We start from the raw sequence: 26,472 nt of genomic DNA, 5'->3' as shown, positions 1-26,472 counted from the left end.
TTTTTGGAACCGCATGTGGAATGCGGAGAGCTTTGGGGAACCCCAAGGCACTTTTCACCTCCAAAAACAGCTCGTTATCAGGCAAGTATCTTAATGGGTAGCTCCCAAAGGGATACTTGCCGAGTGTTTGCCACGCCTTCGGGCGCGGCAAACCACGGCTGTTTTGTTTGGATTAGGTGAAAAGGCTCAAATAGGACGGCCGTTTTTTTGCGTCTATTTTCCAAAACAGAAATAAAAGGAGAATAGTATGCAAAACAGCAAACATGCCTTTACCCTAGTAGAACTACTAGTAGTCGTACTGATTATCGGTGTTTTATCAGCCATTGCTATCCCCATGTATCAAGGCGCAATTGACAAAAGCCGCTGGAGCACCCTATTGGCCCCGGCCAAAGCATTACAAACCGCTCAAACGGCCGCCTATATGGAAAACGGAGCATACGCAGAGGATACTAGTGCATTAGTCTTATCTTTGCCCGGAGAAGCGCAAGATAATAAATATATTATGCCGGATGCCGAGTATAGTATAGATACCAAAACCGCCAGTCAAAGTACCATTACCGGACAATTAGATACCCTGCCGAATGTAAGACTTTCTATGGCACTTAAAAACCCGGACAGTTATTTGTTTTGTGAAGCCAAAAGCGGAGATGCCCGGGCGGAGCGCTTGTGTAAAAATCTATTAGCCGGACAAAAGGCAGGCAGTAAAAACGGCTATGATAAATATTTATTAGATTACCCCGGCCCCTGTGCGTGGGCCAATACGACGGGGCAATGTTATGTGAGTGAAGAAGCGCGCTGTACTGCTATGGGTATGCCATATGCAAATGGGATGTGTGGGTACAAAAATGATTGGACAAATCCGATCATTAACGAAGGCGGTATATGCGAAGCAACTGACGGTGGGTGTAGATCTGTGAAAGTATATGATGGAGGAATATGTAAGTCAGATGCAGGATACTGTTCGTGCAGTTATGCAAAAATTTATAATGGAGGAGTATGTGAAGCTAATCCGGGTAGTGGTACCGCTCCGTGTGTTTATGCCACAATCTATGAAGGAGGAGCTTGTGTCGCGAATCGCAGTGATGGATGTATTGGAACCACGATTGATGGTGGTAAATGTATTGCAAATGTACCTGGTGCTTGTTCCGCAGATAGTAGTTTTTTACCGGTAACTTACAAAAACGGAGGGTTTGTGAAGATTATGGAAAAGGATATTGTTCCGCATCTGCGCCTAAATGTTAATCTTGCAAAAATCCCCCAACTTTGCATTGGGGGAGTTTTATTAGGAAGGTTTTACTTGTAGCGTAACCAAATAATCTGCCAATACTTGACCGTCCGAAGTATCTCGCTTGTTAAACGGCACAAAGCTCATATGTAAAGGCAGTTTGCCTTCTCCGGTAATACGCCCGGGGAATTTCTCGGCTGCTTTATCGAAATCAAACACCCAATCCATTTCTGTCGGTTGCCCTTGGGACATTTGCCGCCGTGTTTCCAGCGCCAACATAGGGCGCATGTAAACATTACGATAAAACACTTTATCTTTTTCTTGCAGGTGAAAGAGTTCCCGAGCAGATTGGTTCATGGTCTGAATATATCCTTTAGAATTCAAAATCAACATCGGGTGAACTGCTTTTTCAAACGCATTTTTGAAAGTTTCACGCTCGGAGCGGATTTCCCGCATCATCTTATTGGCGCGTGTCATATCTCGGAAGAAAACCAACACAATACGGCGGCCCAAATACTTTTCAGCTAAAGCAGATAGTTCCACTTCCGTTCTGCCTCCATCGGGCCGGGCAAAATACAATTGTAACGGTTCTTGAGACCCTTCCAAACCATTGACCACCGCTTCGTATTTTTCGCGCGCAATCGGTTGATGATCCGGGCTAATGAAATCCGCTAACAATTTATCCGTTAATTCCTCAGAGGAAGATACACCTAACATTTGGCAAGCGGTGCGGTTGGAATAAATAATTTTCCGATCTTCTAAAATGACAATTCCTTCTTGCACATTTTCTACTAGCAAAGAGTTCTTCTCCCCCGCTTCCCGCATTTTGCGTTCCATTTTGGTCTTGCTCGTAATATCTTCCGATACATTGAGCAAATAATCGGCATCTCCGTCAGAATTATACAAAGGAGTTTTGACGGTGTGCATAATTTTCACACCTTCGTTGGGGGTAGAAATCAGCTCTTGGGCGATGTTGAGCTCCCGATGGCTGTTAAACACCTTCTTATCGGACTCCAACACAAAGTCCAGCTGTTCTCTGGTAATGTCCTGACGGTAATCTTGTTTACCGATGACGGTATTAGCCGCCACTCCAAAAATTTGTTCACTGCGTTTATTCCACAAAATATAGGTACCATCCGGTTTTTTAACAGACAAGGCCACCGGCAAATTGTCTACGATATTTTGTAAGAAATTTTTGCTCTGCAGAATTTCTTTTTCTTGTTGCTTCTTTTGCGTAATATCTTCGGCAATAGAAAGCATCATGAACGGACGCCCTTCTTGATCCATTACGGGTACTTTAATCAAGTGGAGCAGTAGTCTTACATTGTTTCTATTAATATATTCCTCTTCCGGAATATCCAAAATAGTTCCTTCTTCTAATACTTTCCGTTCTCGCTCGCTATAAAAGTCATGTTCATCTAAATACAAAGTTTCCTGCGGGAAGAGTTCTTTAGCTTTTTTATTGATAAAGGTCCATGTTTTGTCCATACTGCGGGCATAAATAGCTAAAGGCGCATTGTCTAAAACAGCTTGTTGGAATTGACTGAATTTAGCCAGTTTGCGTTCCTGTTCTTTACGTTTGGTAATATCTTCCACCATCGTAATGACGAAGCTAAATTGCCCCGCCACATCAGAAACAGGCACCTTCACGATATGCAACGAAATCCACTCGCCGGTTTCCGTCATATAAGGCTCTTCGGCGATATCCAAGATTTGGCCGCTTTCTAACAAATCCGTTTCGCGTTTCAAATACTCGCGAATTTGATCTTCTGTTTCATGCGCGGCCGCCCCCCGCTCATCCAACTGATCGTTTTTATCGTGGAAAATTTCTTCGCTCTTTTTATTGCTCAGCAACATTTTCCCGTCTTTATCGCGGGCATACAATCCCACCGGCATATTTTCTACGATAGCGGTTAAAAAGGCATTGGCACGCATCAGCTTGCGTTCCTGTTCCCGTTTTTGGGTCACATCTTCTACAATACTAAGCACGAGCGGTTCCGGACCGGCATGCATCAACGGAGCTTTAATCATATGAATCACTTTCTCATTTCCCTGTTGATCCACAAAAATTTCATCCGGATATTCTTTTAATTTTCCCTCTTCCAAAATGGCCTTCTCACGGCTGGCATATCCGCGCACATCAGATAATTTCTGATTGGGGTGCGGAGTGGTAACGTATTGCGTATTTGAAACTCCCAGCACCTTCATGCTCTGTTTGTTATAATACGTCATGCGGCCTTCGGCAGTGCGGGTATAAATGCCTAACGGAACATTATCCAAAATAGCTTGCAATAAATTACGGGTTTGCACCAATTCGATTTCTTGTGCGTGGCGCGATGTGATATCTTCAAAAACGGTCAGAATGGAAGCCACGCGGTCTGACTTGAGCATAGGCACTTTACTTACCGCTAAAGCCACTTCTTCTCCGTTTGGCTTGCGAAAACTCATGTTACGGGAGAGATAACTTTGCTGTTGTTGCAATACCTCATGGTCCAAGATCCCCAGTATTTTAGACAATTCTACCGGCATGAGTTCCGACACTTTTCTTCCTACAGCATCGGCGGAAGAAACGTGAAACAGCTGTGTCATCTTGTCATTCCAAGCACGGCACACGCCGTAAGCATCTTGCACCATAACGGCAAAAGGATAATGCGAGACAATAGATTGTAAAAACTGTTTCTCTCCGATTGTTTTGCGGTAATCCGGCACGTCTTCAAAGGTAAGTAAGGTGTACGGGCTATCCGGCACGCGGGTAGCACCGACGCTCACGTGCAAACTTTCCATGTCGCGTGTGACAATTTCCCGAATGATTTTATCGGTAGCGGAAGCTTTTAATAAGGCTTGCACATCTGCCCAAACCAGCCCATATTTAGAGAGTGGCTGGCCGGCAATTTGCTCACTGGTAAATCCGATTAACTGTTCCATGCGAGTATTGATGCCGATTACTTTCCCGTCGGCATCCACCAAGGTTACCGGTACCGGTAACCAAGTGAGCATCTCCAGAAAAGATTTTATTTTCTCAGGCAATTGATTTTCTTTAGAAAACATGGAAAACAGATGGCTCCCCATAGTCGCTCCTCACACGTAAACACAGCTTAACACGCCGTTTGTTATATGCTAATAAATTCACAACACTCTTGCAAGGCAAAATTATTGAAATTTTCTGCGGCACGTCACTTCCGAGCCGACAAAAAACAATTGATTTCGTTTGAACACACAGGAAACCAAAGTGGCTGACGGCTCCGGCCCGGTCGTATGATCCGGCAAGTAACAGTCAATCCGTTTACAGTCATACGTTTCCCGACATTTTTCAAAAGAGGAAGATGGAAAATTGACTAAATACCATGAAAATTCCAAATTATCTTGCAAGGCCTGTAAAAAGGATTGGCAATTGGGTTGCATGTTGGCCGGACACTCAGGTTGAGCGGAAACAGTTTGTTTTTCCACTTTCTCTTGCAATAATGTATAACGTTGCTCCGGGGCAGGACTACCCTGTACCATATAGGCATCAAAGCATCTCATGCCGTCCGGCATATCTTTTGTACAAGTGTATTGCTTGAGAATATCATTTCCCGGACAAGTATCTTCCACTTGTTCGGCCTCGGTGGTCAAATAATACGGCGTTTGCCGTAAGGTATTCATTTTGTAGCCGTCTGTTTCCCCTAACAAACCGGCACATGCAGTCAGCAAACAACAACCGCACAACAAGATATATTTTTTCATAGGGCCCCCTCTAACTGCTTTTCTAACAAGAATATGTTTTTGGCACATCCTTTTTATATAATACTATTTATGAACTGTATATTTTGCGCAATTGTAAGCGGGGAAGTAAAAAGTCAGCTCGTGTACGAGAATGACGACGTGGTCGCTTTTAAGGATTTAAATCCGCAAGCCCCCACGCATTTACTAATCATCCCCAAAAAACACATCAGCCGCTTGGCAGAAGCGCAAGACGGCGACGCGGAACTCTTGGGTAAAGTATTACTGGCCGCACGTGATTTGGCTAAGAAATACAATTTACCGGATTTCCGTCTGGTAACTAATAACGGCAAAGGCGCCGGACAAAGTGTGGACCATTTACACTTTCACTTAATGGCCGGCAGACGCTTTTTATGGCCCGCCGGATAACTATTGCAGAAAGAAGCATTAAAAGCGCCCCGCTTGAAAGTAGCAAGCGGGGTGTTTTGTGTTTTATAATAATCTACGGTATTTATTCTTGAGCCGGAAGATCTTCAAATTTTGGAGTATAACGTTATTGCGAGACCCTATCCCGCACTACAACATTGCGGGATGACAAGGGATACTAAGATGAGATGACGGTGGGTAGAGTAACGAAAAACGACAAAAGAAGAAACAACAAATAGAGTTATTTACAAGATTCATAACTTGGTTTTGCTATAATATCTATATGAGTTTGGAAGAAATTGAACAGAAAGATTACTTTAGCATCGGTGACGTCAAACGCATCACCGGCGTGCCGGAGTATTCTATACGCTACTGGGAAGCGGAATTTGGCTTAATTAAACCGATTCGGCTTGAGAGCGGACATCGCCGTTATACCAAGGAAGATGTTTATTCCATTCTCAAAATTAAAGATTTGATCTATAAGCACAAACTTACCTTGGAAGGGGCCAAGAAGCAACTCTCCAAACATGGTTTGAAATACGGTGAAAAAGCCAACACCGTAGATGTGAAATTTCTGACAGAAATAAAAGAAACTCTTTCACAAATCCTCAAAGAATGCTAAAATATAAGTACGGCACAACTTGTAGCCGTAAACATTTTGACAATCTATCGGGGAATGGCTCAGTGGTAGAGTGCTCGCTTGGGGTGCGAGAGACCGCGGGTTCGATTCCCGCTTCCCCGACCATTTAGATTTGTTACTAAGCAGTAAAGTTGTTTTACGGGGCGTAGCGCAGTTGGTAGCGCGCACGGTTCGGGACCGTGAGGTCGTGGGTTCGAATCCCGCCGCCCCGACCATTTTTTCATCTAAAATCCTTTGACTCGTTGTTGCAGACTCGGTCGGGTACCTCGGCCTCCGGCCTTTTACAGTACACACTTCCTTGTCTGCGTCTAGATTCAAAGGATTTTTTTTGAAAAATCTGCAACTGGTGCAAATTCTATTGCCCGACCATTTTGCAAAAATAGAAAACCACCGCGAGGTGGTTTTTGTTTTGGTAAATTAAAAACGTGAAACGGAAGAACTAATCCCAAGTAGGACGTAACTTTTTGAGTTCTTTTTTAATAGCAGGTTTTAATGCAGGATCTGCATGATCAATAAACAAATGTCCTTCTAAGTGATCCATTTCATGCTGAATGGCTTTAGCTAGTAAACCGCGGGCGCGGATTTTCACGCGTTGGCCTTGTTCATTGAGGCACGTAATCGTTACATCTGTAGCACGCGGAACTTCCACCCACAGACCGGGTAAAGATAAACAACCTTCTTCCTCTACCACTTCGCCCTGTTTTTCCACAAACTCCGGATTAATAATTACCACTCGTTTTAACGGAGCGTTCTTTCTCTCAGATTCGGGAATTAAAATCAAAGCCAAGCGGTAATCCAACCCAATTTGATTGGCCGCCAACCCCACACCGTGCACCGCCAAGCAGGTCTCTTCCATATCCGCCAGCAATTGCGGCAAGATAGGAGCCAGTACGGAAAAATCGGTTGGTTTTAATTTCTGGCGCAAAATAGGGTCGCCGTATTTTACCACTTTATATTTCATATTCGTATTATAGCATTTATACAACTTATTGCTTTTTTCCCAATTCTTCTAATACTTCCTGCGTAGTGACTAGACAAGACAAACGAGTTAACAACTCCGGCGTAAAAGTTTCGGCTAAATGAGCCAGTAATTGTAGATGTTGTTGAAAAAAGGCCGGCCGGTTTGGAGATAAAAATAAAAACATGGCTTTAATCTGTTTGCCGTTTGTATCGGGCAATGCTTCGGGCAAAATGGCTAAAGCGGCCGTCACTTGTTCCACCTCGTCAACACGTATATGAGGAATGCTTAGTCCTGTATCTAAAGTAGTAGACATCGTTTGCTCGCGTTGCAAAAGTTGCTTTTGCAGGGAAGAAGCATCTAAACTAGGTACCGCACGACAAATTAATTTTACTAGTTGAGATAATACTTTCTCTTTGGTTTGTCCCGCAGCACACAAAACAATGCGGTCTGCCAATAAAGGTACTATTGATATATTGGTTAAATGGTTCATATTCCTTCTCTTATTTCTTCTTGAGCTGACGCAATAATTTAGCGGCGGGTTTTTGAGTAGCGGCCGCCTGTTGCAAATAAAATATCGCCTTTTCGTTTTCCCCCAGGGCCGCATAGACAGCGCCTAAGTGATAAGCTGCGTCCGGATTTTCCAAAATAAATTCTTCATCTAAACTATTTAATAATTGTAAAGCCTGTGGATATTTATGCTGTCGGTAATATACCCACGCCAATGAATCTATATAAGACCGATCCGTAGGAACAGCCGTCACGGCTTTCGTAACCAACTGCTCGGCCTCTTCCAAGCGCGTATTTCGGTCTGCCAAACTAAACCCTAGCAAATTATTCGCTGCCGGGTGTTGTGGATTTTTAGCTAAAATCAAACGGACTTGCTCTTCCATTTGTTTGTACTTTTTACATCCATCTAAAGCAAAGGCATAGGCTAAGCGGGCATTTTCATAATCGGGATTGGTAACTAACACACCCTTGAGCACCTTGGCCGAACGACTATATTGCTTTTCATCTTGTAAGAGTAGTCCGTAAAAATATCCTATTTCTACATTTTGAGGAAAACGCTGATAGGCTTGCTCTAATGTTTTTAAGGCTTGTTGTTCCTCTCCGACTTGTTGCTGATAAAAGCTCACTTGTAGCCATCGCGCCGCATTTTTCGGATAATCGGCCGTTTCTTGTAAGTATTTCGCCGCCTGCAAAAAATCTCCCTCTTGCTCGGCAAATACCGCTAAAAAGTAGCCCGCTATATTCTCTGAAAAATCTTCCTCTTTCGCCTTCAAAAAATAACTTTTGGCACGTTTTTCATCTTTTACCAGTACGTAAAAAGATCCCATACGAGAGAACATTTGCGCATTATGATAGCCTATTTTTTCTAACTCTTCAAATTCATGCATCATTAAAAAATATCGGGAAAGTTTTTCAAAAATTTCTGCCCGCGCCAAACGCGCTTCTACGTAGCGTGGTTGTTGATCCAATGCCCGCTGGTAATAATTCAAAGCCTGTTGCCAATTTTTATGTTGACGATACAAATTGCCCGTCTCATAATCTAAAGCGGCAGAAAGATCCGGCAAAGAAGATTTCGCCCCTTGTAATAAAGCCACCGCACGGTCTAAATCTAATGAGCTGACCAACACCACATATTGATATAAAGCACGGGAATCATCCGGAGCCAGTTGTAAAGCTTTTTGGTAGTATTCTTGCGCACTGGCTATCTCTCCGCGACGCCATTGATAAAAAGCATATACAGAGAAATCATCTGCTTCGTTAGGTTCCTGATTTATAAAATCAGCATATTGGGCCGCTTGCTCCAGCTCGTTTTTCTCCATGGCACACACCAAAAGCTGTCGCTTAATATATTTATTGTCCGGCGAATAAGAAAGTGCTTTTTGATAATGAGAGCAACCTTCTTGTCTCTGATCATTTTCGGCCAAAAATCCTTGCAACATTTCCAAATACAAAGCCGCTTCCTGCCGGCCTTGCTTGCTTACGGGCAACTCTTTAGCCAACAAACAAGCACCTACCGTTACCAGGCCAAAACTCAGCAATGTAATTAAAATTTTTTTCCCCATATCCAAGCGTCTTTCCCCTGTCCGTAAAAATCCTTTCGTTGGCCCCACATCGCAAATCCGGCTTTCGCGTATAAGGCATTGGCCGCAGTGTTATCTTGGGCAGCCTCTAAACTTACTTGCTCCGTTCCACACGCCTGCAAATCAGCCAATGCGCGTTGCAAAAGGGCGTAACCTATGCCTTGTTTCGTGTATTGCGGATCAACCGCCACGTTCAAAATTTCACATTGACCGGCCGCCAGGCGTACGGCTACAAATCCTATAATTTGCCCATCTTCTGCACACCAAATGCGCGCCGCCGGTTGCTCTAATTCCGTTCTAAAACCATGTTCTCCCCAACCAGCTGCACGCGGTTGTCGCTGTTCCAAGACAGCCAAAGCAGGAGCATCGGTTCTGACGGCTAAACGTATATTCACTGTCCCAACTCAAAACGCGCCGGTTTTAAGTACAACGGCTCTAATGCGTTTTTCTCATACACAGGATTAGCGGCCATTTCAAGCAGAGTTTGCACGCGAATATGACTATCTACTAGGGGAGCCAAACGGTATTTATCTCCTAACAAAGTTTGTAAGGATTGTCCTTCCTTGTCCATACCCGCCACATATAAGGGGGCCGTTTGTTTAGCCAACTGATTTAATAATTCTTCTTTGGATAGCCACATGGGGGTAGCATTTTCCGAATTAAAAAGTTGCAAAAAATACTCTTCCCGAAAAGCGTGTAACACAACGGCTAATATCCCTTGCGGATGGTCCTGCTGCCAACGAATAAAGGCCTGCGAATGATGTACTTGGGTCTGTAAAATTTCAAAAATAGTAGCACTGGATACCCGTGCCCCATTCAGAGCCTGCATCATGGAAGCAAAAGTAAGCGAGATACGAATTCCCGTAAACCGGCCCGGACCGCGTACAAAAAAGATATGTTTAATATCCGGTAAAGAAGCATCTGCCTTAGCCAACAATTTTTGTAAGGCAGGCAGGAAAAATTGTTCCTGCTTAATTCCGCGTCGCTGGGATTTATAGATTTTCTCCCCTTTTTTTATTCCTAACAATAACAGAGGATTAGAGCTATCCATTGCTAAAATGACAGGTTGTTTGTTTTGCATATATGCTCCGCTAAATTCTGAGAAACCGTTCCGTGTGCTTGCAAGGTAATTTGACGACTATCCCCACCGGTTAACGTAAAAGTCATTTCCAAACGATCTGCCGGCATCATGTGTGCCAGCGGGTCCGGCCACTCCGCCAGAATAATGGCTTTTTCATCCTCCAACATCTCTTCAAATCCCAAATTAAACACCTCTCCTTCCGTCAAGCGAAAAAGGTCAATATGGAACAAGGTATATTGGCGATTTTGGTATCGTTTCATCAGGCTGAAACTGGCGCTAGTAGGGGAACTTTTCAAACCCAATGCTTGGGCAATTCCCTTTACAAAAATGGTTTTTCCTGCCCCGATGGGCCCCCGCAAAAAGATAATCTCCCCGCCCTGCAATAAAGCCGCGAAACGTTGTGCTAAGGCTTGTGTTTGAGCAGGAGAGGAAGAGCTAAGAACCCATGAATTTTTTACTTGACTGTTTTGATGCATACCATCCGCCCGTTTTCTTCTACGCGGTCTAAATTACTGGGGTCTAAAACATCTTTTCCGTCCACCACAAAGACATATTTATATTCACCGCTCGCCAAAGCCAGTGAAATTTCAAAATAGCCTCGCGCATAGGATTTTAAGACAAGCGGCACTTTTCCCCATCCGTTAAAATCAGCTTGCAACTCTACCTTTTTAGCCCCGGGGACAGTAATAAAAAAATTGCGGAATTTGATTTCTGTATTTAACTTTTCCTGCGTGGGGGTGGTTAGTTTGGTTAAATCGTCTTTATCGAGTGGCACCGAAGAGGCGGCACTCTCTACAGAACCGGCTGTATAATCGTAAAAATCCTCCGCCACGACAAAAAACCACGTGAGTACGCCACACAATATCAACAACAAAAAAGCAAATAGAGTTCCGGGTTTTTTATTGTTCATCCAAAAACTCCCTTTCATTAAACTGGGCCCCATATTGGCAGGCTAACGCCTGTACGGCTTGCGGATTGGCCCCCGTGTTTTCCACACAGCTGGCCGTTACCCGTGTAAAACCGGCTTGGGAACATAAATGTATAAAATCCAATACTGCCGGGAAACCGTTTTCATATCCGGGTGCCGGACGAACCAGTTGGCGCCACAAGGTTTCATTTTCCGCATTGAGGCTGACACAAATGATGTCTACCGCTTGTTTCAACTCCGGTACAATGTTACGCTTATTGATTAAATTGCCCAGTCCGTTGGTGTTTAAGCGAATGGGAAAAGCCGGGTATTTACCTTGTTGTTGGGCTTGTTTCAAGCTACGCCCGATTTCCACCAAGGTGTCTAAACGCATGGTACATTCCCCATACCCGCAAAAAACTACTTCCTTGACCGGGGCCTTCGTTATCTCTTTTTCCAAAGCGATTAATACTTCCTGCGCGGTAGGTTCTTGACCGGCCAAATCCAAATTATGCCCATCAAATTGCATATGCCATTTTGTTTTAATACAGAAAACACACAAATTCGGGCACCGGTTTGTTAAATTAATATACAAACCTTCTTTGAAACGATAGACAATAGTCCTTTCTGCCATATACAAGCCTCTTTATAAATTATAGCAGTTTAGGAACATGCAAAAATAGAAAGTGCAGACAGGTCTTTCAAAATTTCATAAAATAAGAGAAGAGGAAGGGTGGCCGAGCGGTTTAAGGCGTCAGTCTTGAAAACTGATATACGGGAAACTGTATCGAGGATCCGAGTTCCTCGCTTTCCGAATTGATTTGACTAATGCACGACGAAAAAAACGATAAAAAGCCTTTTCACTAAACGGAAGGCTTTTTTAATCATCTTTAACAAAATTTAATGATTTTTAACCCAAAATGGACACTTTTTGGACACCTTATTTTAGAACCTTTACCGACGAGAAAAATGAAGAAATGAGGTAAAAAACTCAAAAATTTCTTATTTTTATGTTTATTTTTTTAACAATTTATCGGATATTTTCTAGTTCTTTCCGAAGACGCCATAGCTAAAAAATATTTTTTATAAACCTATAATTTCTTTATTTTCTTTAATTATTTTATTTGTTTTAAGATTTTTCCCTTCCGAAAGGTTTAATGCGCAGCACATCACGACTGTTCTAGGCCAAGGTTTACCCACGGAGCAAGACACGCTGGACCTTGCACGGCAAACAAATCTTGATCTGCAAACGTAGCAAGCAGATTATTGAACAAGTAAAAAAGGTGTTTAAATAAAAAAAGATAACCTCTAAATTACTTCATATATCGGGGCCTATCTTCTACGTATATATAATAATTATCAGATGGCTCAAAAGCAGCTAATTTTTGCTTTAATTTAATAGGATACTTGGCATATTTTTTATAAATATACCATTTGTATACACGCGAAAATAATTTTCGAGTTAGCCTTTTTTCCCACTCAATTTTTTTTGGTTTGATTAAGTGATAATATTTAAATAGTCGCTGCTGCCATGACACATAAAACGAAGGATCACAATAGTTTTTATAATCTTCTTGCCATTGAGCATGAGAGGTTTGGCCATACGGAATTTTTCCCATGTCTTCTTGATATTTAGACATAGAAATATGCCATTGTCTGTAATCTAAAATTACAAAATTATTTATCATCATTCGACGTGAGAAATCCTCTTTTTTACGCGTAACATCTAGATAATGCTCAAATGAAATAGTAGGAAATCGCTTTTTAACTGCAGAATAGAATAAATATTGCTCTGGAGAATAACGCCATTGGCTAGCGGGCCAACAATTAACTTGATGAGGTGGTTTTTGATGTATAGTCCACCACAGCGAATATTCTGGATCTGGTTGTAAGGGTATGGAATATAAAAATTGAATATCTTCCGTTAACCCAAAAAACATCCAATCAGACGGATGAAATAAACTTGGAAATTTCCTCCCATAATAATTGCCAAATTGAGGGGTAAATAAATAGTAATTAAGAACTCTGTGTTGGAATAAGCTGTATTGTGAATCTCGTACAGAGAATTTATCCCAATAATTTAGAAAATCTGCATCATGTAAAATAATATCGCTACGAAGTTTGAGTGTATAAGGGGTACGTACTTTTTTCAGCCCTTCTTGAACACCCAAGATCATACGATTTGTATTGTTATAAAAAGTCTTTTCTTCTAAATCTTTGCTCTTAATTCCTCCTGGATCTTTGCTTAGGACCAATTCATCATATTCCAACCCATCCACATTACTCCCTTGCCATGTAGACAAGATAAGGGTAGAACCAGGCAAACATCTGCGGACAGAGGCCAAACACGTAGGCGTCTGGGTAGGATCTACAGTTCCTTGCACCACCACAGAGATATCTTTATATAGAGTCATTATTTGTACCGTTTATAGAATTTGGGGATATACAACAATACTCTAATTGCATAATATACAATAGCAATTGGCTCAAAAAAATTATTCAGAAATTCACCGAATCGCTTAACATGTTTCTGCAATTTCAGATAATATTTAGTTTTTTTAAGTAAAATCGAATAGGAGTTACTTACCCCAAATGCGTGATCTTGCGATGCCGCTAAAATATTAGGTTGTAGAATATCTAAAAATGCTTTTTGTAATAAATAATCTTCCAGATGATGTGTTTCACATCGAATAATACTAAAACTCTGACTTTTACATAGTTTAGCTAATTTTTGGTAATTAGATTTAGATAATAAACTCATAATACGCTCTAGAAGACCGCAATTTCCTTGAAAATATAAATCATGTCGTTTCCTATAAAACTCTAATTCTGTTTTATTTAGATGTTCTGCAAGAAGCTTGTCAGCATCAATTACACGATATTTATAAGCACTGCTATTGTGGTATAAATATGTTTGATACAATACTATCTCAAAAACCCCTGCTTCAATACTACTTTCATGCTGTAAATCATATATTTTCTTTACTAGTTGAATTGGAGACCCAAACTCGCTAAAGAGTCGTTTTAAATGTATTTTGTCATAAAACCATATAAAATTCTCTAAAAACCATTTATCACATTTTTTATTCAATAGATAATTAACATTTTGAATAACATTCTGAGTAAAAGGATCAACACAAGGGCGCTTCCTTATTGATGAATATATTAAAAAAGGATGTTTATAATAATTTTCAAATAACTCTGTCATTACGGTCGGTCTAATCCACATAGATTCAGAATCTAAGACTAAGAAATAATCAGCATCTGAGTCTAGCATAGTATAAAATTTCTTTAATGTTTGAAATGAATATTTTTTATATCTTTCCAGCAATTCTTGTGGCGTATAAACAATATTATATTTAGCAAGCAAATCTTCGAAGAGAATAATTTTAATATTAAGATTTGAATACTTTTCTAATATTTTAGAAAAAGATTCCTTCTCATCTTTAGAAATTGTAAATATGATTTCTATCTGCTCTTTATCTTGTACATAACGGTTATAACTTTTTAAATATTTATCTACAAATTTAAAATGTGGAGCATACGTCGGGGTAACAATCGCATATTTCATAATGATCTATCTCTCCTTCGCGATTTTAACAAGATCTTCAATCTGTATATTCTTCCAATCAGTAAAGCGTACCACTCTATCGTCTATAGTAATATCAGCGTTGGGTTTACCAAAGAAAATCTCGTCGTATTGTATTTCGTGTTCATCCAACCAGTCTAGGGTGATTTTGCCAATATTTTTCATTACTTTTCCTACATTATGTCCCTGTGTTTTCATATTGCGTGCAGTATTGATAATAATCGTGTGTCCGTCAGCTTTTAAAGCATCTATGAATTCTTTTGCTCCAGGTTGTACTTTGACATCTGCATAACTCTCATTTGGCTTTTTAATTGTGCAAATAGTTCCATCTAAATCAATGCATATTCTTAAGGTCTTTTTTTCCATAATTAATTTCCTCTTTTGCCTGACTTAACACATCATTTAGTAATTCTACTGCTCGTATATAAAACATTTTCTGTCTATTAAAATTGTCCTTGTGAAGAGGGATCATTGACAAAAACAAAAGTCCCTCTATAAACTTAATATCTTGGGGATTATATCCATTCTGAACAGCCAATCTATCAAAGATATTTTCTAGTACTGCATATTCTGGCATGGCAAAAATTTTATATTCAAAGTTTTTCTGTTTTTCACTAATTTTAAATAACCCCTGCACAATAAAATCATACAATCCACATACACTGTGCCTCAATTTAGCAATATCATAGCGAGGATCCCCATAAATAGTAGCTTCAGCATCCAATCTGCCACGTGGGTCTATTAACCGAAATGTATAATTGGACGAATCAAATAATATATTGGAAAAACAGTAATCTCCATGAATAATGGTTTGCGGTATATTTTTGCTTATTCTTGTGGCATATTTGATGATTTCTTCTTTTAAATAATGAATTCCGTGGTAAGAGGTAGCATTAATTGTCAAAATATCTTCTCGGAATAATTGTTGCCAATATACTTTTTGCCGTTTTAATTCCTCTATTCTTTCCGCAGTCTTATCTACATATAGCCATCGTAAAGCTGATTCATTTTCTTTACTAGTATATTTCTCAAATCTTTTGTGCAATGCAAATAATTTTTCCAAAATATAACTAAAATCTTCTATATTCACTTCTCCCGACAAGTACAATTCTTGCAAAGATGGATAACCATACAATTCCTGGGTTAACTCAGCCTTATGATTTCCTTTTGTAAAGCTAATAAAACGTGGAGTTAAAATTTTTAGCTCATTTGGTAAGTGATTAAACCAATAGGCTTCATCTTCAAGCTTTTGTATTTTGGTGCTGGATTTAGTAAGCGTGCCTAACGACGTATCTACCGTAATAGAATTAAAATCTCGAACACTAAACAAAGTATTCTTTAATTTAATAAGACCCGAAGTATGTCTCAAATCATACCAATCTTCTATTTTTTTAGTAGTAATAGGATACTTTTGCTGGTACATTTCCAAAGCGGTAGAAATTTCTTTTTTAAGCATAATACGGGCTTTGGTACAACAATGTAACAAGAACTTAGTATCTGAAAATGAAAAATATCCTACCAAAGCTTCTTTATTCTGTAACGGAATATTTAATTCCTTATCAATAAATTTTAAATACCCCTTTGAATTCTTATCTACAAGGCACCAATTTTTAGAAGAAACAATTTTATTTGATGTAAACAATACATCTGTTTCATCATTAATACTTTCAGGAATAAAACAATCTCCCAGAATAACCCGAGTTGGCAGATTCATATCAGCCTTACGCAAGGCATATTTGAGTGATGATAAAATATTTTTATTACTTCCTACTTGTACTAGCTGTATTTGGAAATGAGCAGCTAAGACATTTTTTACATAATCTGCTAGCTTAATATTATCCTTGGTGATGGCTAAAATTACTTGATCTATTCCATAACTTTTCAAATTTTCTAACTGCCACCAAATTATAGACTTTCCTCTTAAAGGTAAGAGTGACAGAGAAGAATAAAACCCCATAGGCATATTCTCGTTTTTTGTCTTACCACCAAATAGAACAATATTATTGAATTCTTGCATGATGATTCCTCTTTAAATACTCATTTAACTGCTCTGGTGTGCCGACACAATCAAAATGTTCTATATCATAGAGTCCAATTTGAGAAGTAAATTTTTTCAAATGATTAAACACATTTGACATGTAAAATTCTCCCTTCGATAAATCCGCCTCTACAATCATATCTATCACTGCATCTTTAAATACTTCTAATGCCTTAAAATAATACATACCTGCAATAGCATGGCAAGAAATAACTTCTTTTTCTTTCGTCTCAATTAAATATCCTTCCTCATTTGTTTTGGCATAGGAAAAACAAGGTTTATTCGAAAAGAAAGTAAGCATTGCTCCTGCTAGGTCTCTTTCTCGGACATTAATTAAAAAATCTTTAACATCCTTAGGAGAGAATATATTATCAGAATCAGCAAATAATAAGTCAAAATTAGGGTCTATTTTTTTATGTGCAGCCAATGCAGTAATGGCGGCGCCCATTGTTAATTTTGGCACAGTTACAAAATCAATTGGGTAATGCTGTTGTATTTTTGCAAGTTGCTCTTTTTGTTCTTCTAAAAATTTTTCCTGAAGCACTAAAATAATATGTGATTGAATTGCAGAAAAAGATGCTAATACATGCTCAATCATCATTTTTCCTTCAAACTCAATAAATGGCTTTGGCAAGGCATATCCTGATGCCCTAAATCGACTTCCTGCTCCTGCCATAGGAATAATCACATTGCATTTCATATTATGCTCCGCTAAGAAATATATTCTTTGAAACGAAATTTTCTTTTACTGTGAGGAAATAAATAGTTTCTGTGTTTATCAGCGTGTTCTATAACTTGCATTATTGATTCCACACTAAAATTATTTCCATTAGTCAAGAACAGATGAGTTTTTAGTGATTCAATAACAGATTTATTTCTTTGTGGAGCCGTACAAATTAACACTTGGTCTGCTGAAACCCCCATTTTTTTAAATATATTGAGGTACAAGCTCGAAAGAGAATAGTCTGCTTGAACCTTCTGATTAAAAAATGAGTTGTCAAATAAGGAGAGCAAATTACTTTTATTTAGTATTTCGGAAGCAATAACTTCATCCAATGGGGTATATACAGCTAAATGATACCCCTTCCGTTTGAGCGCTCTTAATGTTTTGAGAAAACAAGGATTTACTACACAAAGTTGCGGATCTATGTAACGATAGAAATACTGCATTAATTTTTCGATTTCAACATATGTTTCTTGAGTTTGATTTGGGATATGAATTCTAAGTATTAAGTCGGTAGGTAAACAATTAAATTGCGTTAAATATCCTGAATAAGACAGAGGAGCAAATCCTTTCTTTGTTAAGGCTGTGTTTAGCACTTCATAATAACATCTTTTTGTATCTATGAATACATCTAAATCGAATAATATAGCATTAACAGTCATATTCTCCTCCTAGGTATAAATCAAAACTACTGACTAAATACTATATCCTATAGAGAAGAATAAAAACGAGATATAAAAAAACGGCCGCCTAGTACTAAGTCAATGAGAGTGCCTTAGATCCTAAACAGCCGTGGTATCTATTAATGCTCTAATAGATACACTTGGCAGAGCATAGAAGGCTCATGACTTCCTTCTACGTTCTGCCTAAACCAGCTATTTTTGGACTCTCATTGAACTTTGGTTTATCACCAAGGTGCAATCCTATTCTCTATAGGATTCCAAAAACAGATTAAATTGTAAGTTACGCCATTGTTTGGGCTGTACTATAAACTCCTCAAATAAGATATTGATATTTTAGCAAATAGTATGTAAAAATGAAAATTTATCTTATTTTATATCCAAAAATAATAATATATTGATATTATATTTTTACATTATACAAATAGCAAATGATTAGGAGTAAAAATGTGAAATTTAGTAAAGAAAAGAGACAGTAATGATGCTATCAGAAGATGGATAGATGCTAATATAGAAAGTCATCTTGAATCTTTAATTGAAGAGGCAATATCTAATAGAAATTCTCTCAAATAATGTAATAAATCAGTATTTCTAATCACTATCCCACCCGTTATATGGTGGGATTTTGATAGCATTACAATATAAAAACATAAGCCAACCTATGGATAGATTAGCTTATTGAGAAATTTAATTTAACTTTATTTGATAGTTTTTAGTAATAAGGCTTAAATTTTTATAGTTTTATAAGGTTTAAAGTTATTGGATTGGGTATATTATTGATTGATTGTAGTACTATAGGGTGTTGGGGGTCTTTTTTATTAATTTTTGTTGGTATTGATAGTTCATTACATCCGCTTTTTTTAGACGATATTTTCCTCCAACAAAGAAACTGGGGATTTCTCCCGAGCGGCATTTATTTTGAACAGCACGTTCGCAAATACCGAGGTATTCTGACGAATCTGCCGTAGTCCACCAATCTTCTACTAAACACTGAGAAAATTCAAACGGTCTTTCATTGGGTTTAAAAATATCTTCCATTTTCAGCCACCACCGCGGGTGCGATATAGCATAATCTAATTTGTCTATAATATCATACTTATTATCTACGATATTAAGAATAGGATATCGTTTATAACAAGCAATGATATTATGGGTCTCTTGTTTGCCAATCTCTCGCTCAAAAAAACATTTTGTATAGCAAAAACCTTCACGATATTCCATTTCTTTGAAAGCCAATAGATTTATATATGATTGTGGCTTTAGATGAGATTTAACTTGAGCCAACTGTGCCTGGGGAGAAAGATAAATAGGATTGTGTTTACTTGCTTTTACAAAAGGGTTCCAGTACTTTTCAACAACCTCTTCATAACAATCTTTTTTGGCTGCCAAATCACTTAAACTAATGGCCGTTTTTCCAAATAAAGTTTTTAAGGCCGATTTATTTAACCGCACCTCAAAACGTAAAATATTCGGCCTACAAAAAAAGAAACCCTCCATATTCTGTTGGAGTTTATCCTGTAATTCTTGAGTTTTATTATAGAATGTCACTTCATGACTTCGACTATAAAAACGGCATTGATTGTTTCTTGTTTGTGAATGATAATAATCTTCAGCGGGGTCCATATAGCCACACGGAGCTGGAAACTTTTTCAAATAATCCACTACTACCCAAGCAGGTAAAGAATCCAAATTTATATTCTTTCCTATTTCCAAAGCACTCATCGTACTATGCTCCCATAAAACTTCAAACGGCGCTTTTATGCCCATTTTTTCAAGTTTTTCACATAACTGTTCAGTACATTCTCTCAATAGCCCTGGAGAAGCTTCCAATAGATTATTTCCATATAAAATTTTAGAATGAGAATATTGAATTAATAACTCAAGCCCATAATGGGTATCATTTTTTACGGATACTTCAGGAAAATATTCATTCGAAAATTCTTTCTTCCAAGGTTTAAATTCCAAAGGATATCTTTCCTTCACTTCAATTTTTTTCAATGGGATATATAGTCGTTGTCTATCCATATTTTTTCTCCTGTTATTTTCATTTAGGAGCAATTTTCATTGTTCCTATAAAGATTTAAATGAAAAGATCAAAATTCATTGGTGTATATCAAAAAGCATTCTTTATGATTTAAATGATTGAAGTAAAAGTGACTAAATCAAGATTTTGAAAAGTTTCTTAGTATCATATATAGAGGAAGATCACTATTTTTCTTCCAAAACCATGAAGAACAGCACTCGAAACCGTGAAAAACAGACAAAAAGATGCTACCATGGAGATGCAAATTAAATATTAGGCAAAATAAAGGACCTTAAGAAGAATTCATTTATATTTATATATGGTTTCGGTTAGAACTATATAAATTTAATAAATGGATACGATTATGACACAAGAAACTCGTTTGATAAACAGTAAAGAATTAGCCGATTACATCGGCAGTACAGAAGGAACCATTCGTACCTGGCAATGCATAGGTAAAATCCCCGCTAAATGGTGTGTTAAAGTAGGAAGCTCAGTGCGCTATGACCGATTAGAAGTGGATAAAACTATTGAAATGTGTAAGAAGCAAAGTTATAACTTAAAAGACCTCTTACAAAATGCAAGCTTGTTGGAGGTAACTTATGTCAATTAAAGATAATGGAAACGGAACAGTAACCATTGATTACCGCGATGCTCAGCACAGGCGCCACCGTCAAACCATTGTCGGCGGAAAAACGCTGGCAAAGAATATATTGGCTAAAATTAAAAGCGATATCGCCGAAGGCACATTTTTTCCCGATTTGAAAAAGCAAGAATTGAGCTTTGCACAAGTGGCCGATAAATACTGGGATATCCATTTATCCCATAAGAAAAGTGGCCCCAAATTGAAAAGTACGATCAATCTATTAAAAAAGCACTTCGGAGACAAACTCCTTTCTCAAATCACCACAGAAGATGTGCAACGGTTCTATAATGAGAAGTCAGCTCAAACAAGTGCTCCGACTGCCAATAGACATCTTACTACACTTAATGCAATTATTAATAAAGTAATTATGTTGAAAATATATAAAGGTGAAAATCCTTGTATTGGTGTAGCGAAACAGAAGGAGAACCCACCACGAAACAATTTCTTGAGTAAAGCACAAATCAAAGATATGTTGTTGTGTATAGCTGAACGTTCTAAAGCCCTATTTGCTTTTGCTATCTATACAGGTATGCGGCGAGGAGAAATTCTGCGTGTAGATTGGGAAGATGTTGATTTGGAAAACAACATCATCCACATTTATGAATCAAAATCTGGTTATAAACGAGAAGTACCCATTGCGCCAACGCTGAAACAGATTCTGCTTAGTTTAAATCCACAAAAGAGCGGAAAAGTATTTAATCTATCCACAAAACAGATAGAATTTGACTTTAACCACGCCCTCAAACAGGCGGGTATCACAGGCATTTGTTTTCACTCGTGCCGCCATACATTTGCAAGCCATTTTATGATGAACGGCGGAAGTGTTACGGACTTACAGCGTATATTGGGCCATAGCGACTTAAAATTGACCCAACGCTACGCGCATTTAAGTCCTACTTATTTACGCAAATCAATTGAAGTAGTAGATGATTTAATTCCACAACTGCAATAGAATAGAACCTCTTATGCTAATCTACACATAAAACTATCAAACTATGTGTAGGTTAGCAAATAGTTTTAACTACTTTTTAAACTTCTTACGTTTTTAATAAAAGTTTAAACTACCGTTAAAGTTTTATATGATTTCATTAATTTATTACTAAAAATATATAAAAACTATGTAAATTTATATAGTTTTTAATGTTATACTGTAAAAACTATTGACTTTTTACAAGTTTTTCTATATACTATAAATACATTGAGAGGTACTATTTATGATAAACAGACCCGATTATATTGAAAAAATAAGCAAATTTATAGATGTCCCCATTATTAAAATACTGACAGGAATACGTCGAAGCGGCAAATCCACTATCTTTCAAATGATACAAAATGAACTTCTCAAGCGTGGTATCAAGAAGGAACAGATTATTGTCCGCAACTATACCAATGTAGAATTAAGCGGCCTAACTGCTAATGAAATGTTGGCTGATGTAAAGAAAGATATTACTAACAATGATAAATATTACCTATTTTTAGATGAACTGCAGGAAATTGATGGGTGGGAGAAGGTAGTAAATCAGTTAATGGAGCAAGGCAACATAGATATTTACGTCACCGGGTCTAACTCTAAACTAATGTCTAGTGAAATAGCCACCTATTTATCAGGCCGTTATGTGTCTATTCCTGTCTATACATTATCTTTTGAAGAATACCTTGCTTTTATGCGCCCTTCTGAACTAACTGCCCAACAACTACTTGAAAACTACATCAAAATGGGCGGTTTCCCCCTTATTGCCGCTAATAAACTAGATACGCAGTCTGCTTATCAAATCGTACAAGATATTTATAAAGCTATTGTTACAAATGATATTATCCGCAGACACCGTATCAACAAACAGGATTTATTTGACCTTGTGGTAAAATTCATTTTGGATAATATGGGTAAAACATTCTCTGCTAATTCTATTGCTAAATTCTTACGCAGCGAACATCGGACCATATCGGTAGAGAGCATTTATAACTACCTAAAATGGTTGGAGCAGGCCTTCATTATTCATAAATGCCAACGCTATGACGTAATAGGCAAATCCATCCTAAAAACCCAAGAAAAGTATTATTTGGGGGATGTATCCTTAAAATATGGGTTGATGGGTTACAATGCCACGATGTTACCTGCCGTTATTGAAAATATAGTCTACCTAGAACTTCGCCGTAGGGGTTATGATGTGTTTATTGGTAAAAATCAAAATAAAGAAATTGATTTTATCGCCCAAAAACAAGATGAAAAAATATATGTGCAGGTCTGTGTTAATCTGCCGCCAAATTCTACCCGTGAAACGGATAATTTGCTTGCCATTAAAGATAATTACCCTAAATATGTGGTTACATTAGACAATTTGGCTGTAGGAAATGTGAACGGGGTACAAATTATCCACTTGTCTGATTTTTTACTGGGTACTAAAACAAACAAAACCAGATAGGATAAAGTGGCATTTTTGGAAAAAATGGACACTTTTTGGACACTTCACTCATAGTTTGCTACAATAAGATATAACTTATCGTCGTATGGAAGGGTGGCCGAGTGGTTTAAGGCGTCAGTCTTGAAAACTGATATACGGGAAACTGTATCGAGGGTTCGAATCCCTCCCCTTCCGTGCTTTGACGAAAACCCCTTTTTATATCGTAAGGGGTTTTCTTTTTGTGTTTTATCGTCGGAAAACGCGCCAAACATTACCAAACATTACCAAACTAAAACAGGGAAAAACAAGGTTTCAAACTGGGTACAAAAACTGGGTACAGTTATCGTATCGTTTTGGGCAAAGACAAAATATATTTCTTAATTTTTTGGATCTGCACTAACTGCGCGTGTTCTTGCTGGCGCAATAAAGTATCTGCATTGATGTAATGTTTCTCGCTAGTTTTTTTGTTTGCGTGCCCTAAACTTAAAGAAGCATCTTGTTCTTCTAGCCCCATATCCATAAGAGCCGTGATGTTTGATTTGCGCAGGATTTTATATGTGCAACGAATAGGTGGTGTGTCCGGCTCGTTACGCAAAATGCAACGGTTGACGTGTTTAAGATTTTTGTTCCACGCCTTGCCAAAGTTATCCAAATCGTACCGCTCGCCGTGTTTGTTAGTTAGTACATATTCTTTCGGGTGCAGTTGTTTAATATCTTTTAGCACATCGGGCGGCAAGAGTACTAAACGGCGCTTATCTCTTTTGGGAGCCCAAGCCACAATACCACGGCGTTGATCGGCCGCGTGCTCCCATATTTTTGTAATACCTGTTTTGAAATCAATTTTTGATACCAACAGATTAAGCATTTCTTCGGGGCGCAACCCAGCATAATATCCTATTTTGACAGCTGTGCTCCATTTTGCAGAACTATATTTGACTAAAAGAGATACTGCCGAGTTAGTAAGCGTTTTTACAATAACTTTACCCGTGTCAAGTTTTGTTTCCAACGGGGCTGTGTTAAAAACATTTATAAGGCCCTCGGCCATTCCCCACTTTAGGGCACGTGTAACACTACCCATTTTCTTATTTACACCATAATAATTTTGCTTTGCCTTATCGGCCGCATCACGAGATTTACGCCTAAACTCTGCCAACATTGCATAATCTACATTTCCGGCATAGCGTATCTTCATTACACGTTCAAACTCCGCTAGGTGGTAGCGGTATTCTTCCACCGTGCGCGGACTATACCGTAACTCTCCTGTATTTTTATCTTTAAGGGTTCGGATATAAGTAACAAATTTTTCTCTAAAATCTAAAAAAGTGATAGAGTTATCTACTGCACTACGCGCGTGTTTCTTTTCTAATTCGGCCACCCATTCTTTGTACGCACGCTCCCGCTGGTCCGCATTACCAGCTATCCATTTGTCATAAACACGACCGTTTATTTGCTTGCGATAGCGCTTGCCATTCCGGCCAATGCGCCCTACACAAGATATTCTTTTTGCAGACATAACTAATCCTTTTTTTCGGCGGCAAAAACATCGTCTAATGTGTGTTTGCCTGCGCGGCGTTTAATGCGCAAAGAAATTTTGTTTTTGACAAGACGGAATAATATATAAAGGATAAAGATAAAAAACAAACAACCGCCTAACCAAATTAAAACTGTATAAAATTTTTCACGGGCTATTTCTTCACTTCTCCATTTTTCCAAATTGTCGTAATAATCCTTATGTATTTCATATTCCCGCGCCCAAAATTTCTTATCATATTCTATACACGCTGCACTATTTCTATCTAAACCCGAGCAAGCATCCAAACATTCACTGGAATATATATTTTCTTCCAAACATTTTTCTATTTTTATTTTTGTCTTAAATGATATATCAGTAAAGAATTTACTTTTCTTGTTTGTATTATCCTGCTTGACGGCTAAACTCTCTTGTACCATTTGTACGGCTTTGGCGACGATAGCGCGGGTCTGTGCTTCTTCGTTTTGGTCGTCTTGTTTGTCTTTTTCTACAGGACTATCTGCCTTATCGGTAGGGGCTGTAGTCGTTTCTGTATTGGATGTTTGTGCTTGCTCTTGGCGTAAATTTCGCTCATAGATAAGTTGAAAACTAACGATAGACATAATGACGCAAAAAACAACAAAGGCGACTTTATGGATGCGGGGCGACTTGCGCGTATGACATACGGCTATTAGATAGCCAATGCCAAGCGGCAAAAGCATAGTGCCGATCACATTTCCTACGTATTCTAGCCAGTTACCGCACGGTAAAAAGACCCCTGCGTAAATGGCCGCGATAACAATTTCTGCAAGTAGAAATTTCTTCATTTATGATTTTTCTTTAATAGGTCGTACTTCATTGACAGCATTTCTAATTTGCTTTCTAAAGCAGCTACTTTGGCTGTTAGTAGGGCGACGTCTTTGCGCAATGCTTCGTCGATGGCTACATTGATATTTTTGCCGACGACATTGCCATTGCCGCGCACGTCAGTAGAATTATCAAAAAAATAATTGATAGGTTTTTTGAGCGTGTCGGCCACACGGGAAATAGTATCTATGTTAGGTGTACCTTTTCCCTTGAACCAGGCACTAACAGCGGCTTGAGTAATCCCCAATTTTTGCGCTAGTTGCGTTTGAGAAATACCACTTTCTGCCATTGCTACCTTTATCTTTTTGAGTATTTTTTCCTTTTCTTTTTTCGTCATAGAATTATTGTTTTTACAAAAAACACTTGACATTTACAAATTAAATTTGTAAATTATAAATGTGATTTGTAACACCTCCGTACATAAGTCGGAGTTTTTGGTACACACTAGACGGCTTCAAAAAATCGCAGTTAAACAATTTGCAACAAACGGAATGAAGCCCCGTTTGTGTACCAAAAACGTACGGAACTTTACCAGAGGGACCGTACGTTTTTATTTTAGCATATTCCCCCAACAAAATGGGGGCAGGCGCAAAGATTTGTAGGTGGGTTATGAAACCGATATATAAGAAACTGGATATAAAAATGTTTGACCGCAAGGAAATTATCAAAGACCTGGCGGGCAATATGTTTTTGAAACGCCAGGCCGTAGCGCGGTTATTTCAATGCTCCCTAGAAACATTGGCCACCACCTATAAACGCAAAGGCCTACGCCCGTTGGACCGCTACATAAAAGGATGCTCTATTTACTTATTAGAGGATGTAGAGCAAATGTATAACCGCCGGGCCGAATACTAAACAAAAAAGGAAGTGAATTATGATAGAGGGAAACCACAACCATAAAAGAGTATATGCACATAAAGAAACTATTGTGTGCAAATTAGTCATTGCCGGATGGCCGCCACATATT

General features: G+C 38.5%; 27 protein-coding genes and 4 tRNA genes. 11 read left to right on the top strand and 20 right to left on the bottom strand.

From position 1 onward, the window contains the following. Positions 1-247: 247 nt before the first annotated feature. On the top strand, positions 248-1,303 hold the full coding sequence (locus IKN49_04445; GenBank protein ID MBR3632286.1) for a prepilin-type N-terminal cleavage/methylation domain-containing protein: 1,056 nt from the start codon (positions 248-250) through the stop codon (positions 1,301-1,303). On the opposite strand, the gene IKN49_04440 is transcribed toward IKN49_04445, so the two are convergent. Next, positions 1,283-4,294 (bottom strand): PAS domain S-box protein, encoded by a 3,012-nt coding sequence (locus IKN49_04440; protein ID MBR3632285.1) that lies wholly within the window; start codon positions 4,292-4,294, stop codon positions 1,283-1,285. The two genes, IKN49_04445 and IKN49_04440, sit on opposite strands and share 21 nt — an antisense overlap. Positions 4,295-4,375: 81 nt before the next feature. After that, complete coding sequence (locus IKN49_04435; protein MBR3632284.1) at positions 4,376-4,948, bottom strand: hypothetical protein; 573 nt, start codon at positions 4,946-4,948, stop codon at positions 4,376-4,378. Positions 4,949-5,017: 69 nt separating this feature from the next. Between IKN49_04435 and IKN49_04430 the strand changes: the two genes are divergently transcribed. The 4 genes from IKN49_04430 to IKN49_04415 all read left to right on the top strand — a co-directional run bounded on the left by IKN49_04430 (position 5,018) and on the right by IKN49_04415 (position 6,205). Then, positions 5,018-5,353 carry a histidine triad nucleotide-binding protein gene (locus tag IKN49_04430; protein MBR3632283.1) on the top strand — a complete coding sequence of 112 codons (336 nt, stop codon included), beginning with the start codon at positions 5,018-5,020 and terminating at the stop codon, positions 5,351-5,353. A 280-nt stretch (positions 5,354-5,633) separates the two neighbouring features. Further along, positions 5,634-5,972, top strand: coding sequence for a MerR family transcriptional regulator (locus IKN49_04425; protein ID MBR3632282.1), 339 nt, complete (start codon positions 5,634-5,636; stop codon positions 5,970-5,972). A gap of 48 nt (positions 5,973-6,020) precedes the next feature. Continuing rightward, positions 6,021-6,095: transfer RNA gene (locus IKN49_04420), tRNA-Pro, on the top strand. A gap of 34 nt (positions 6,096-6,129) precedes the next feature. Beyond that, positions 6,130-6,205 (top strand) — tRNA-Pro (locus IKN49_04415). A gap of 224 nt (positions 6,206-6,429) precedes the next feature. Here the strand turns inward: IKN49_04415 and def are convergent. The 8 genes from def to IKN49_04375 are packed head-to-tail and all read right to left on the bottom strand — an operon-like array spanning position 6,430 to position 11,660. Then, positions 6,430-6,951 carry a peptide deformylase gene (def, locus tag IKN49_04410; GenBank protein MBR3632281.1) on the bottom strand — a complete coding sequence of 174 codons (522 nt, stop codon included), beginning with the start codon at positions 6,949-6,951 and terminating at the stop codon, positions 6,430-6,432. Between the two features lie 25 nt (positions 6,952-6,976). After that, the gene (locus IKN49_04405) at positions 6,977-7,441 is read right to left on the bottom strand and encodes a PTS sugar transporter subunit IIA (protein MBR3632280.1); all 465 of its coding nucleotides are present in this window, start codon (positions 7,439-7,441) and stop codon (positions 6,977-6,979) included. 10 nt (positions 7,442-7,451) lie between these two features. Then, complete coding sequence (locus tag IKN49_04400) at positions 7,452-9,020, bottom strand: tetratricopeptide repeat protein (GenBank protein ID MBR3632279.1); 1,569 nt, start codon at positions 9,018-9,020, stop codon at positions 7,452-7,454. Next, positions 9,002-9,433, bottom strand: coding sequence for a ribosomal protein S18-alanine N-acetyltransferase (gene rimI, locus IKN49_04395; protein ID MBR3632278.1), 432 nt, complete (start codon positions 9,431-9,433; stop codon positions 9,002-9,004). Before rimI ends, IKN49_04400 begins: the two co-directional genes overlap by 19 nt. Then, positions 9,430-10,119: a tRNA (adenosine(37)-N6)-threonylcarbamoyltransferase complex dimerization subunit type 1 TsaB gene (tsaB, locus tag IKN49_04390; GenBank protein ID MBR3632277.1), complete on the bottom strand. Its 690-nt coding sequence runs from the start codon at positions 10,117-10,119 to the stop codon at positions 9,430-9,432. Before tsaB ends, rimI begins: the two co-directional genes overlap by 4 nt. Then, a complete protein-coding gene (gene tsaE / locus IKN49_04385) occupies positions 10,092-10,595 on the bottom strand; it encodes a tRNA (adenosine(37)-N6)-threonylcarbamoyltransferase complex ATPase subunit type 1 TsaE (GenBank protein ID MBR3632276.1) in 504 nt (167 codons plus the stop codon). Before tsaE ends, tsaB begins: the two co-directional genes overlap by 28 nt. Continuing rightward, positions 10,574-11,029 carry a glycogen-binding domain-containing protein gene (locus IKN49_04380; GenBank protein ID MBR3632275.1) on the bottom strand — a complete coding sequence of 152 codons (456 nt, stop codon included), beginning with the start codon at positions 11,027-11,029 and terminating at the stop codon, positions 10,574-10,576. The genes tsaE and IKN49_04380 overlap by 22 nt, the downstream gene beginning before the upstream one ends. Beyond that, positions 11,019-11,660 carry a TatD family nuclease-associated radical SAM protein gene (locus IKN49_04375; GenBank protein ID MBR3632274.1) on the bottom strand — a complete coding sequence of 214 codons (642 nt, stop codon included), beginning with the start codon at positions 11,658-11,660 and terminating at the stop codon, positions 11,019-11,021. The genes IKN49_04380 and IKN49_04375 overlap by 11 nt, the downstream gene beginning before the upstream one ends. A gap of 93 nt (positions 11,661-11,753) precedes the next feature. Here IKN49_04375 and IKN49_04370 point away from each other — a divergent pair. Then, positions 11,754-11,840, top strand: a tRNA-Ser gene (locus IKN49_04370). Positions 11,841-12,339: 499 nt separating this feature from the next. Here IKN49_04370 and IKN49_04365 read toward each other — a convergent pair. The 7 genes from IKN49_04365 to IKN49_04335 form a co-directional block, all read right to left on the bottom strand. Beyond that, complete coding sequence (locus IKN49_04365) at positions 12,340-13,440, bottom strand: hypothetical protein (GenBank protein ID MBR3632273.1); 1,101 nt, start codon at positions 13,438-13,440, stop codon at positions 12,340-12,342. Then, positions 13,440-14,597: a hypothetical protein gene (locus IKN49_04360; protein MBR3632272.1), complete on the bottom strand. Its 1,158-nt coding sequence runs from the start codon at positions 14,595-14,597 to the stop codon at positions 13,440-13,442. The genes IKN49_04365 and IKN49_04360 overlap by 1 nt, the downstream gene beginning before the upstream one ends. Positions 14,598-14,603: 6 nt before the next feature. Further along, positions 14,604-14,981, bottom strand: coding sequence for an HAD hydrolase family protein (locus IKN49_04355; protein ID MBR3632271.1), 378 nt, complete (start codon positions 14,979-14,981; stop codon positions 14,604-14,606). Continuing rightward, positions 14,950-16,632 (bottom strand): hypothetical protein, encoded by a 1,683-nt coding sequence (locus IKN49_04350; GenBank protein MBR3632270.1) that lies wholly within the window; start codon positions 16,630-16,632, stop codon positions 14,950-14,952. The genes IKN49_04355 and IKN49_04350 overlap by 32 nt, the downstream gene beginning before the upstream one ends. After that, the gene (locus IKN49_04345; GenBank protein MBR3632269.1) at positions 16,616-17,353 is read right to left on the bottom strand and encodes an NTP transferase domain-containing protein; all 738 of its coding nucleotides are present in this window, start codon (positions 17,351-17,353) and stop codon (positions 16,616-16,618) included. The genes IKN49_04350 and IKN49_04345 overlap by 17 nt, the downstream gene beginning before the upstream one ends. An 11-nt stretch (positions 17,354-17,364) precedes the next feature. Next, positions 17,365-18,039 (bottom strand): HAD hydrolase-like protein, encoded by a 675-nt coding sequence (locus IKN49_04340; GenBank protein MBR3632268.1) that lies wholly within the window; start codon positions 18,037-18,039, stop codon positions 17,365-17,367. Between the two features lie 810 nt (positions 18,040-18,849). Continuing rightward, positions 18,850-20,082, bottom strand: a complete 1,233-nt coding sequence (locus IKN49_04335; protein MBR3632267.1) for a helix-turn-helix domain-containing protein — start codon at positions 20,080-20,082, stop codon at positions 18,850-18,852. Positions 20,083-20,444: 362 nt separating this feature from the next. Here IKN49_04335 and IKN49_04330 point away from each other — a divergent pair, with 362 nt between their 5' ends. The 4 genes from IKN49_04330 to IKN49_04315 all read left to right on the top strand — a co-directional run bounded on the left by IKN49_04330 (position 20,445) and on the right by IKN49_04315 (position 23,323). Then, complete coding sequence (locus tag IKN49_04330; GenBank protein MBR3632266.1) at positions 20,445-20,693, top strand: hypothetical protein; 249 nt, start codon at positions 20,445-20,447, stop codon at positions 20,691-20,693. Next, the gene (locus IKN49_04325; GenBank protein MBR3632265.1) at positions 20,683-21,678 is read left to right on the top strand and encodes a tyrosine-type recombinase/integrase; all 996 of its coding nucleotides are present in this window, start codon (positions 20,683-20,685) and stop codon (positions 21,676-21,678) included. The genes IKN49_04330 and IKN49_04325 overlap by 11 nt, the downstream gene beginning before the upstream one ends. Before the next feature lie 262 nt (positions 21,679-21,940). Then, positions 21,941-23,149 carry an ATP-binding protein gene (locus IKN49_04320; GenBank protein MBR3632264.1) on the top strand — a complete coding sequence of 403 codons (1,209 nt, stop codon included), beginning with the start codon at positions 21,941-21,943 and terminating at the stop codon, positions 23,147-23,149. 87 nt (positions 23,150-23,236) lie between these two features. Then, positions 23,237-23,323, top strand: a tRNA-Ser gene (locus tag IKN49_04315). Positions 23,324-23,468: 145 nt separating this feature from the next. Here the strand turns inward: IKN49_04315 and IKN49_04310 are convergent. From IKN49_04310 to IKN49_04300, 3 genes are read right to left on the bottom strand one after another with little or no spacing between them, the layout of a single operon-like run. Continuing rightward, positions 23,469-24,641: a site-specific integrase gene (locus IKN49_04310; protein ID MBR3632263.1), complete on the bottom strand. Its 1,173-nt coding sequence runs from the start codon at positions 24,639-24,641 to the stop codon at positions 23,469-23,471. Positions 24,642-24,643: 2 nt separating this feature from the next. Then, positions 24,644-25,465, bottom strand: coding sequence for a sulfite exporter TauE/SafE family protein (locus IKN49_04305; protein MBR3632262.1), 822 nt, complete (start codon positions 25,463-25,465; stop codon positions 24,644-24,646). Next, positions 25,462-25,842: a helix-turn-helix transcriptional regulator gene (locus IKN49_04300; protein MBR3632261.1), complete on the bottom strand. Its 381-nt coding sequence runs from the start codon at positions 25,840-25,842 to the stop codon at positions 25,462-25,464. The genes IKN49_04305 and IKN49_04300 overlap by 4 nt, the downstream gene beginning before the upstream one ends. Positions 25,843-26,114: 272 nt before the next feature. On the opposite strand from IKN49_04300, the gene IKN49_04295 reads away from it, so the two are divergent. After that, positions 26,115-26,360 carry a hypothetical protein gene (locus IKN49_04295; protein MBR3632260.1) on the top strand — a complete coding sequence of 82 codons (246 nt, stop codon included), beginning with the start codon at positions 26,115-26,117 and terminating at the stop codon, positions 26,358-26,360. Positions 26,361-26,472: the final 112 nt, after the last annotated feature.

It is taken from the genome of Elusimicrobiaceae bacterium, from assembly GCA_017528825.1.
GTDB lineage: Bacteria > Elusimicrobiota > Elusimicrobia > Elusimicrobiales > Elusimicrobiaceae > Avelusimicrobium.
Note: the sequence above shows the minus strand (reverse complement) of the source record. Positions and strands in the feature narration are given on the sequence as shown.

What these genes read in the sequence shown, in the direction of transcription:
- IKN49_04305 (MBR3632262.1), bottom strand. Translation starts at nt 25,465, where the DNA reads ATGAAGAAATTTCTACTTGCAGAAATTGTTATCGCGGCCATTTACGCA.
- IKN49_04345 (MBR3632269.1), bottom strand. Translation starts at nt 17,353, where the DNA reads ATGAAATGCAATGTGATTATTCCTATGGCAGGAGCAGGAAGTCGATTT.
- IKN49_04340 (MBR3632268.1), bottom strand. Translation starts at nt 18,039, where the DNA reads ATGACTGTTAATGCTATATTATTCGATTTAGATGTATTCATAGATACA.
- IKN49_04435 (MBR3632284.1), bottom strand. Translation starts at nt 4,948, where the DNA reads ATGAAAAAATATATCTTGTTGTGCGGTTGTTGTTTGCTGACTGCATGT.
- IKN49_04380 (MBR3632275.1), bottom strand. Translation starts at nt 11,029, where the DNA reads ATGAACAATAAAAAACCCGGAACTCTATTTGCTTTTTTGTTGTTGATA.
- IKN49_04440 (MBR3632285.1), bottom strand. Translation starts at nt 4,294, where the DNA reads ATGGGGAGCCATCTGTTTTCCATGTTTTCTAAAGAAAATCAATTGCCT.
- IKN49_04335 (MBR3632267.1), bottom strand. Translation starts at nt 20,082, where the DNA reads ATGGATAGACAACGACTATATATCCCATTGAAAAAAATTGAAGTGAAG.
- IKN49_04330 (MBR3632266.1), top strand. Translation starts at nt 20,445, where the DNA reads ATGACACAAGAAACTCGTTTGATAAACAGTAAAGAATTAGCCGATTAC.
- IKN49_04295 (MBR3632260.1), top strand. Translation starts at nt 26,115, where the DNA reads ATGAAACCGATATATAAGAAACTGGATATAAAAATGTTTGACCGCAAG.
- IKN49_04320 (MBR3632264.1), top strand. Translation starts at nt 21,941, where the DNA reads ATGATAAACAGACCCGATTATATTGAAAAAATAAGCAAATTTATAGAT.
- IKN49_04445 (MBR3632286.1), top strand. Translation starts at nt 248, where the DNA reads ATGCAAAACAGCAAACATGCCTTTACCCTAGTAGAACTACTAGTAGTC.
- IKN49_04350 (MBR3632270.1), bottom strand. Translation starts at nt 16,632, where the DNA reads ATGCAAGAATTCAATAATATTGTTCTATTTGGTGGTAAGACAAAAAAC.
- tsaB (MBR3632277.1), bottom strand. Translation starts at nt 10,119, where the DNA reads ATGCAAAACAAACAACCTGTCATTTTAGCAATGGATAGCTCTAATCCT.
- IKN49_04360 (MBR3632272.1), bottom strand. Translation starts at nt 14,597, where the DNA reads ATGAAATATGCGATTGTTACCCCGACGTATGCTCCACATTTTAAATTT.
- IKN49_04400 (MBR3632279.1), bottom strand. Translation starts at nt 9,020, where the DNA reads ATGGGGAAAAAAATTTTAATTACATTGCTGAGTTTTGGCCTGGTAACG.
- IKN49_04310 (MBR3632263.1), bottom strand. Translation starts at nt 24,641, where the DNA reads ATGTCTGCAAAAAGAATATCTTGTGTAGGGCGCATTGGCCGGAATGGC.
- IKN49_04325 (MBR3632265.1), top strand. Translation starts at nt 20,683, where the DNA reads ATGTCAATTAAAGATAATGGAAACGGAACAGTAACCATTGATTACCGC.
- IKN49_04375 (MBR3632274.1), bottom strand. Translation starts at nt 11,660, where the DNA reads ATGGCAGAAAGGACTATTGTCTATCGTTTCAAAGAAGGTTTGTATATT.
- def (MBR3632281.1), bottom strand. Translation starts at nt 6,951, where the DNA reads ATGAAATATAAAGTGGTAAAATACGGCGACCCTATTTTGCGCCAGAAA.
- IKN49_04425 (MBR3632282.1), top strand. Translation starts at nt 5,634, where the DNA reads ATGAGTTTGGAAGAAATTGAACAGAAAGATTACTTTAGCATCGGTGAC.
- IKN49_04300 (MBR3632261.1), bottom strand. Translation starts at nt 25,842, where the DNA reads ATGACGAAAAAAGAAAAGGAAAAAATACTCAAAAAGATAAAGGTAGCA.
- IKN49_04405 (MBR3632280.1), bottom strand. Translation starts at nt 7,441, where the DNA reads ATGAACCATTTAACCAATATATCAATAGTACCTTTATTGGCAGACCGC.
- IKN49_04365 (MBR3632273.1), bottom strand. Translation starts at nt 13,440, where the DNA reads ATGACTCTATATAAAGATATCTCTGTGGTGGTGCAAGGAACTGTAGAT.
- IKN49_04355 (MBR3632271.1), bottom strand. Translation starts at nt 14,981, where the DNA reads ATGGAAAAAAAGACCTTAAGAATATGCATTGATTTAGATGGAACTATT.
- IKN49_04430 (MBR3632283.1), top strand. Translation starts at nt 5,018, where the DNA reads ATGAACTGTATATTTTGCGCAATTGTAAGCGGGGAAGTAAAAAGTCAG.
- tsaE (MBR3632276.1), bottom strand. Translation starts at nt 10,595, where the DNA reads ATGCATCAAAACAGTCAAGTAAAAAATTCATGGGTTCTTAGCTCTTCC.